The organism is Nocardioides sp. (assembly GCF_036374615.1).
In the GTDB taxonomy this organism is placed as follows: Bacteria; Actinomycetota; Actinomycetes; order Propionibacteriales; family Nocardioidaceae; genus Nocardioides.
This window is the reverse complement of the sequence record NZ_DASUTK010000112.1, coordinates 1-6,464: the sequence shown is the minus strand read 5'-3', so window position 1 is coordinate 6,464 and position 6,464 is coordinate 1. Positions and strand designations below refer to the sequence as shown.

Here is a 6,464-nt window from a genome sequence, read left to right as displayed (position 1 = left end):
GTGGTGACGCCCACCCGGACGCAGGGTGGCTACCGGGTCTACGACGATGCAGCGCTGCGGCGCCTGGCGGCGATGGCGGCGCTGGTCCACGGCGGTCTGCCGGCACGTCAGGCCGCGGCTCGCGTGCTCTCCGACCGGGACCTGGTGTCAACCGATGACTCGGTCGTGCCAGATGGCGGGGTGCTCGGCGAGGTGGACAGCCTGGTCGAGGCGGCCCGCGAGCTCGGGGTCGACGTTCTCACCCGGGCGCTCGACGACGGGTTCTCACAGGGGTCGCTCGACCGGGTGGTGGACGGGTGGCTGATGCCGGCGCTGCACCGACTCGGGGACGCCTGGCGGGAGGAGCAGGTGGGGATTGCGGCCGAGCACTTCGTCAGCGCCGGTGTCATGCGCCGCCTGTCCGGCTTGTACGACGCGTCGGAGGCCGCCCCCGGCTCGGCGCGAGTACTGGTGGGTCTGCCGCGCGGCACCAGGCACGAGATCGGTGCGCTCGCGTTCGCGGTGCTGGTGCGTCGTGCCGGGATCGACGCGGTGTACCTCGGCGCGGACCTGCCGCCGCAGTCCTGGGTCGAGGCCGCCGTCGAACGACCGACTGCCGCAGTCGTCCTGGTGGTGCCGACCACCGAGGACGTCCCCGCGGCCCGGGAGGTGGTGGGCGCGCTGGTGCCCGCGGTCCCGGACCTGGCCATCTACGTGGGTGGCGGCCACCAGGACTCGGTCGGCGGAGCCTCCTTGCCCCTCGGCCACGGGCTGGGCGCAGCCGCCGGTGATCTTGCGCGTTCGCTGGCAGGCGCGTCCTGACCCGGCTCAGCGAAGCGCCTCGCGCAGCCCCTGCTCCGCCTTGTCCCCGAGACGCCCGAGCGCGGGGCGGAGCATCGGCGCCACCCACTTGGCCATCCCCTTGAACGCGAACTCGGCGCGGTAGCTGAGCTCGGATCCTCCGGACGGGACGGGCGTCACCGTCATGATGTCGTGGGTGACCACCGACCGGCGCCGGGGTCAACGTCTACGACAACGCTCCCGAGGGCATCTCGCAGCTCTGACTCGGCGTGTCCCTCTTCGACGGCCGGTTTGGCGGCCAGGGCCGTCGGGGCCCGCCGGGCGCAGGCCGTCGAGCTGGTGGACGCCGCGGTATCCGCCGTGCCACGCGTGCTTGGCACGAGCTGAGGGGTCGACGTGCTGGTCCGCGAGAACGTGGTCGGAGAGGATGTCCTCGAACCCTGAGCCCGGCGGGCTCGAGGTGGCCGGGCTCGACGACCAGGACGGTGGCCATGTGGGAGGCGGCGCTGTGGGGCCTGCTCGGTGGGTCGACGCTGGTCATCGGAGCCGCCCTCGGGCTGCGCTTCCGGTGGCCACCGCAGGTCATCGGATGGGTGATGGCGTTCGGTGCCGGCGTACTGATCGCGTCGGTCGCGTACGAGCTGGTCGACGACGCCGCCCAGATGGGTACGTTCAAGGCGACCATCGGCGGACTCGCGGCGGGCAGCGCGACCTTCTTCGTCGGCGATCTGTTGATCGCCCGGGCCGGCGCGGCTGATCGCAAGCGTTCCGATGGGCCACGAGGCGACGGCACCACTGCGGGTCCGGTCGTCGCGGCCTCCGGCGCTGCGCTCGCGCTCGGCGCGCTCCTCGACGGTGTCCCGGAGTCGGCCGCTGTCGGCGTCACGATCGTGCAGGAGGGCGCGCCGAGTGCCGCCTTCATCGCCGCGGTCGCGTTGTCGAACCTTCCGGAGGGACTCGCGTCGGCCACCGGGATGCGCGCCTCGGGCCGCTCGGTGCGGCACATCCTGGGACTGTGGCTGGGGATCGCGGTGCTCTCCGCCGTGGCGGCAGGACTGGGCTTCGCGCTGCTCGACGGGGCGTCCGACGGCACGATCGCCTTCGTGATGACCTACGCGGCCGGTGCGATCCTGTGCATGCTTGCCTCCACGATGCTCCCGGAGGCAGCGAAGGACGGTGGGCCGGTCGTCGGACTGGTGACCGCGGCGGGGTTCCTGACGTCCGTCCTCATCGATCGGCTCTGACACCCTGCCGCACCGGGCACTCGAGGCCGCGCCCGACCGCCAGGGGGGTCAGACGGTGGGGAGGGCCTCGCCCGGGCTGCCGCCCTGGGGCGTCTCGGTGTGGTTCCAGAAGCGGTGCTTCGGCCGGGTGGCCGCCACCTCCTCGCGGCGCGCGGCCAGTGCGGCCTGCCAGGCTGCCCAGGCGTGGTAGCCACCGACCAGGTCGGTCGCCCGGTCCAGCCCGAGCCGTCGCAGGCTGGCGGCGGCGAGACTGGAGCTGTCCCCCTCGTCGCACACCACGATGTAGCGGACGTCGGGGCCGGTCGCCTCGGGCAGCCGGTTCGGGCTTGTGGGGTCCAGGCGCCACTCGAGGACGTTGCGGTCCACGACGATCGCTCCGGGCAGGTGACCGCTGCGCAGTCGCTGCTCGAACGGGCGGATGTCCACGATCACTGCGCCGTCGGCGACCTCTCGCTCCAGGTCGGCCGGTCGAACCCGGTCGAGCTCGGCGCGCACGGTCTCGAGCAGGTCATCGATCGCAGCGTGCTGCATCACCTTCATCGCGGTCCCCCCCAGGTGCGAAACGGTTGAACCCGAGCCCTCAGCCCCAGTATCGGACGCGCAGGGACGCTCGGGGAAGACCTGTTACCAGACCGTTCCACCAGCGGTTGTTCACGGCGTGGGGCCGAGCTCCTGGAACAACGTCAGATGTACGCCGGCCGGTGCCTCGAGCCGGGAGTTCAACGAGTCCCAGGGCGTGCGCGTCGGCGGCGCGATCTCCTCGGCGCCACCTTCGATCGCCTCCCTGGTGCTGGCCTCGCAGTCGTCCACCTCCAGCGCCACGCGGATGTGCGGCGCGACCCGGCGGCCGACCTCGACCCGGTCGATCAGCTCGATCTGGGCGTCGTTCGACAGCTCCAGGGTGGCTCGCCCCACGTCGAGGATGGTGACGTGCGCCCCGCCGTCGCCGGCGTACTCCTCGGCCACCGGCGCACCGAGAACGTCGTGGAAGAACCGCACCGCCTCCTCGTAGTCGGTGGCGTGCACGACCAGCCGCAGCTGACGGATCCCGCTCATGACTGCACCTGCCGCTCCGACAGCCGTCGGTGGAGCTCGCGCAGCTCGTCCTCCAGCTCCAATGCCGGGCCCGCGACCGGCAACCCCGGTGCGACCGTGGTGATCGGCAGCGGCGCCACCGGGCCGTCCGGCAACCCCCATCCGCGTCGCCATGCGGTCAGCTGGGCGCTCGAGCCGGCGTAGACGATCCGGCCGAGGCCCACCCACGCGTGTGCCGCGGAGCACATCGGGCAGTGCTCGCCCGAGGTGTAGACGGTGCAGTCGGCACGGACGTCGGCCGGCACGTGCTCCGCCGCCCACCGGGCCAGCTCGAACTCCGGGTGCCGCGTCTGGTCGCCGCCCGCAGTGCGGTTGCGGTCCTCGTGAAGCACCGCGCCGGCGGGGTCGACCAGCACGGAACCGAACGGCTCGTCACCGTCCTCGAGCGCTTCCCGCGCGAGCTCCACACATCGGCGCAGGTGGGTCATGTCCTGGTCGGTCAGGTCACTCATCCGCCCGACAGTAGGCGCGGTCCGCTCGGCCCGCTACTGGCAGACCGCGCGAAAGCTCTGACGGGGCCGAGGAGGTGTGGCACCGTGCCGCCATGCGAGTCACGGGGACGTTGGTGCTGCTGGCCGCGCTGGCGGCGTGCAGCAGCGACACCGGCGCGGGCGGCGACGCGAAGCCCGAGCAGTCGCCGAACGAGCTCCCCGCCTGCTCCGAGGTGTGGGTGGACGGAGCGGTCCTGTCGATGAACTACCTGGGTTGCACCAACGAGGACGGTTCGGTCGAGGGGGCCGCCGGCGTCGAGTGTGAGTCCGGCGCAGGCCTGTTCGTCACCTACCAGGACCGGTTCTTCGCACTGAGCGGCGGGCAGATCACCGAGGCGACGACCGACTCGGACGCCTACGCCGAGGCGTACCACGCCTGCACCGTCGGCTCCTGAGGTCGATCGCGCTCACACCGACCGCGCGAACCTGACGGCTCCGTGGCTGCCGTACCCCACGAGCCGGCCGCCGACCGGCTCGCCGTCGAACCCGATCAACAGCATCCCGGTGCCGTGCTCGAGCAAGGTCGGCCACGGGATGTTGGACTCGTGCGCCGCGTCGAGCACACCGACCTCGGTGAGATCGAGGTCGAGCACCGGGTAGCGGCGGCGGACACCGTCGCTCGCGAGCACGTGCCAGGTGCCGTCGAACCGGTGGAGGGTCACGCCCTCGGTCTCGCGGTGTCCGGACGCGGCTGCCCGCAACCACAGGTCGTCCAGGGTCGCACCGCTCGCGAGCACCGGATGGAACCGGAAGAACTTCGTCGCGCTCACATACGCCGCGAGCCAGCCGTCGTCGGTGCGCACCAGGTGTGGGTCCCACACTCCGACGGAGGTCAGTCCCGTGGTCGGGAGCGGCAACGGCCGGGTGTCGAGCGCGTGCCGGCCGGTGAGCAGGTCCTCCGTCGTCTCGGCCAGCGTCGCCCCGACGTGGGCTCCCTTCCGGCGGTGGTCGAAGTCGCCCCAGGTGCTCGTGGCCAGCAGCCACCGGTCACCGTCGCGCAGCAGGTGGGACGCGTGGTCGCCGTACACCCCCGGCTGGCCGGTGCGTCGGAAGAACACGTCGCTGCGATGACGCATAGCGGTCGTGGCCGGATCGAGCGACCAGATCGAGGTGTGGGCGGTGTCGAAGAAGCCAGGGCCGGCGCTGGTCGCGGTCAGCAGGACCTCGCTTCCATCGCGGTACGGCGAGCCGTCCGCGTGGGTCACCAGCCGCAGGTCGCGCAGTCCGAGCTGCCCGAACCCCCGCAGCTCGCCGCCCTCGGCGCGCACGCCCGCCAGCCACGACTCGTCGTGCGTGTCGAGTCGGTCGCGCAGGTCGACGAACCCGCGCACGACCCACGCGCCGGCCTCGCGGGTCAGCGCCGCTGCCCGGGTGCCGGTCAGGGTCAGCGCCACCCGCTCGACCAGTCCTTCGGGCTTGCCGTGCCGACGGCTCCGGTGCTCGGAGGTCGAGCCCCGGACCGTGACGGTCAGGGAGCAGCCGACCCCGTCGTACGTCACCGCCAGCCGGTCGCCGCCGCTCGTCAGCGCCACGGACGCGGGTCCACCGACGGCCTCCACGCACAGGTACGGCGCGAGCGGCTCGACCAGTGGAACCGGCCGAGCGAGGTCGACCGGGCGCACGCTGCCGGCGGCGACGAAGGGCGGCAGCTGCATCCAGCCAGCATCCACCACCCTTGACCGGTCCCGGGGATCCGGGTGACTGTTGCGCCATGCTGCGTCAGCCGCACGAGAACGTGGCGACCGTGCTGGTCGACCCCTCGGTCCTCGCCGAGCTCGAGATCGAGCTGATGCAGCACGACCTGCGCCTGTGGCCGGTGGCGACCGCGCCGAACTGTCTCGACGGGCCGCGCCGGGCGTTCCAGCTGCGTCGGCGGATGCTGATGGCCCGCCGTGGCGAGTGGGACGACGCAGCCGACTGGGTGCCGGCCTGGATCTCCTTCGGCGACTCCTGGCGCGACGGGGATGAGCCGGTCCCGTGGGCCGCTCGCTGCCGCCTCTACGACACCTTGGACGCTCACGACGACCACGTCCGGTACCGGAAGGGGCTGGGCGGCGTTCCACCGCTCGCCGTCCCACGCGAACGCACGTCGCGCACCGACCCCGCGTGAGCAGGTACGGCATCGCATAGCCTTCGGCCCCATGGAAGCCGAGCTCACCACGCTGATCGCCAAGCCGCGGGCCTGGCAGCGGTGGAACCGGTGGCCCGGCGCGATCATTCTCGCGGTGGGGCTGTGGTCGATGCTGTACGGGTTCGAGCCGATTGCGCTGGTGCTCGTCGCGGTCGGCTTCTGGGGTGCCTCGGAGATCTGGCGGGGCATCCGCGTGACCGGTGACACCCTGATCGCCCAGGGCCGGCTGACCCGTCGAACGTTGCCGCTCGCGGAGATCAGGCAGGTCGGCCGCAGCCGGATGGGTGCGGTGTGGGTGCAGCCCCGTGAGGGACGGACACTGGTCCTGCACCAGGCGGAGGTCCGGATGGACGACACGGGGGCGCTGCCCGAGATCGAGGCACGGCTGCGAGAACTGGCCGAAGCGGCGGGCGCCGAGCTGGAAGCCGAGCTCGCGGGTGACGTCAAGCCCCCGAAGCCCGCCACCCCCTTCTTCGGCTGGTGACGAGTGGCGGGCGACCGCCGCTGACGTGCGAGACCGATTGGGCTCAGACCCAGCGCGAGAACCAGATCCGCTGCAACCACTCCCGGTGGGTCAGCAGCTGGTCGGTGTAGATCGGGTAGAACCACGCGAAGTTGAGGAGCACGAGCACCAGGAACGAACCGGCGACGATCACGCCCACCGTCCGCCTCGGCGTCGGCGCTCGTGAGTGGCCGACCAGCGTGGCCAGCACGAGCGTGCAG

The 6,464-nt window shown here is 72.3% G+C and carries 10 protein-coding genes and 1 pseudogene; 5 read left to right on the top strand and 6 right to left on the bottom strand.

What is annotated here, in order from left to right; genetic code table 11:
- Positions 1-801, top strand: an 801-nt coding sequence (locus tag VFZ39_RS09170) for a cobalamin B12-binding domain-containing protein (protein WP_330865433.1), incomplete at its 5' end; no start/stop codon positions are given.
- A 6-nt stretch (positions 802-807) separates the two neighbouring features.
- Here VFZ39_RS09170 and VFZ39_RS09165 read toward each other — a convergent pair.
- Positions 808-966: a hypothetical protein gene (locus tag VFZ39_RS09165; RefSeq protein WP_330865432.1), complete on the bottom strand. Its 159-nt coding sequence runs from the start codon at positions 964-966 to the stop codon at positions 808-810.
- A gap of 299 nt (positions 967-1,265) precedes the next feature.
- On the opposite strand from VFZ39_RS09165, the gene VFZ39_RS09160 reads away from it, so the two are divergent.
- Positions 1,266-2,024: a ZIP family zinc transporter gene (locus tag VFZ39_RS09160; protein ID WP_330865431.1), complete on the top strand. Its 759-nt coding sequence runs from the start codon at positions 1,266-1,268 to the stop codon at positions 2,022-2,024.
- A 48-nt stretch (positions 2,025-2,072) separates the two neighbouring features.
- Here the strand turns inward: VFZ39_RS09160 and VFZ39_RS09155 are convergent, their stop codons facing one another.
- From VFZ39_RS09155 to VFZ39_RS09145, 3 genes are all read right to left on the bottom strand, one after another.
- Positions 2,073-2,564 (bottom strand): rhodanese-like domain-containing protein, encoded by a 492-nt coding sequence (locus tag VFZ39_RS09155; RefSeq protein ID WP_330865430.1) that lies wholly within the window; start codon positions 2,562-2,564, stop codon positions 2,073-2,075.
- Positions 2,565-2,675: 111 nt separating this feature from the next.
- A complete protein-coding gene (locus tag VFZ39_RS09150; RefSeq protein ID WP_330865429.1) occupies positions 2,676-3,080 on the bottom strand; it encodes a VOC family protein in 405 nt (134 codons plus the stop codon).
- Positions 3,077-3,571 carry a nucleoside deaminase gene (locus tag VFZ39_RS09145; protein WP_330865428.1) on the bottom strand — a complete coding sequence of 165 codons (495 nt, stop codon included), beginning with the start codon at positions 3,569-3,571 and terminating at the stop codon, positions 3,077-3,079. The genes VFZ39_RS09150 and VFZ39_RS09145 overlap by 4 nt, the downstream gene beginning before the upstream one ends.
- Before the next feature lie 92 nt (positions 3,572-3,663).
- Between VFZ39_RS09145 and VFZ39_RS09140 the strand changes: the two genes are divergently transcribed.
- Positions 3,664-4,005, top strand: coding sequence for a hypothetical protein (locus VFZ39_RS09140; RefSeq protein WP_330865427.1), 342 nt, complete (start codon positions 3,664-3,666; stop codon positions 4,003-4,005).
- Positions 4,006-4,017: 12 nt separating this feature from the next.
- On the opposite strand, the gene VFZ39_RS09135 is transcribed toward VFZ39_RS09140, so the two are convergent.
- Positions 4,018-5,265 (bottom strand): hypothetical protein, encoded by a 1,248-nt coding sequence (locus VFZ39_RS09135; RefSeq protein WP_330865426.1) that lies wholly within the window; start codon positions 5,263-5,265, stop codon positions 4,018-4,020.
- Between the two features lie 56 nt (positions 5,266-5,321).
- Here VFZ39_RS09135 and VFZ39_RS09130 point away from each other — a divergent pair, with 56 nt between their 5' ends.
- Both VFZ39_RS09130 and VFZ39_RS09125 read left to right on the top strand, forming a co-directional pair.
- Entirely contained in the window at positions 5,322-5,720 is a 399-nt protein-coding gene (locus VFZ39_RS09130; RefSeq protein WP_330865425.1) for a hypothetical protein, read from the top strand.
- 31 nt (positions 5,721-5,751) lie between these two features.
- Entirely contained in the window at positions 5,752-6,225 is a 474-nt protein-coding gene (locus tag VFZ39_RS09125) for a hypothetical protein (RefSeq protein ID WP_330865424.1), read from the top strand.
- Positions 6,226-6,268: 43 nt separating this feature from the next.
- On the opposite strand, the pseudogene VFZ39_RS09120 reads toward VFZ39_RS09125, so the two are convergent.
- A pseudogene (locus tag VFZ39_RS09120) lies at positions 6,269-6,464 on the bottom strand (phospholipid carrier-dependent glycosyltransferase); the annotation flags it as partial.

What these genes read in the sequence shown, in the direction of transcription:
- VFZ39_RS09130 (WP_330865425.1), top strand. Translation starts at nt 5,322, where the DNA reads ATGCTGCGTCAGCCGCACGAGAACGTGGCGACCGTGCTGGTCGACCCC.
- VFZ39_RS09125 (WP_330865424.1), top strand. Translation starts at nt 5,752, where the DNA reads ATGGAAGCCGAGCTCACCACGCTGATCGCCAAGCCGCGGGCCTGGCAG.
- VFZ39_RS09140 (WP_330865427.1), top strand. Translation starts at nt 3,664, where the DNA reads ATGCGAGTCACGGGGACGTTGGTGCTGCTGGCCGCGCTGGCGGCGTGC.
- VFZ39_RS09165 (WP_330865432.1), bottom strand. Translation starts at nt 966, where the DNA reads ATGACGGTGACGCCCGTCCCGTCCGGAGGATCCGAGCTCAGCTACCGC.
- VFZ39_RS09155 (WP_330865430.1), bottom strand. Translation starts at nt 2,564, where the DNA reads ATGAAGGTGATGCAGCACGCTGCGATCGATGACCTGCTCGAGACCGTG.
- VFZ39_RS09150 (WP_330865429.1), bottom strand. Translation starts at nt 3,080, where the DNA reads ATGAGCGGGATCCGTCAGCTGCGGCTGGTCGTGCACGCCACCGACTAC.
- VFZ39_RS09145 (WP_330865428.1), bottom strand. Translation starts at nt 3,571, where the DNA reads ATGAGTGACCTGACCGACCAGGACATGACCCACCTGCGCCGATGTGTG.
- VFZ39_RS09135 (WP_330865426.1), bottom strand. Translation starts at nt 5,265, where the DNA reads ATGCAGCTGCCGCCCTTCGTCGCCGCCGGCAGCGTGCGCCCGGTCGAC.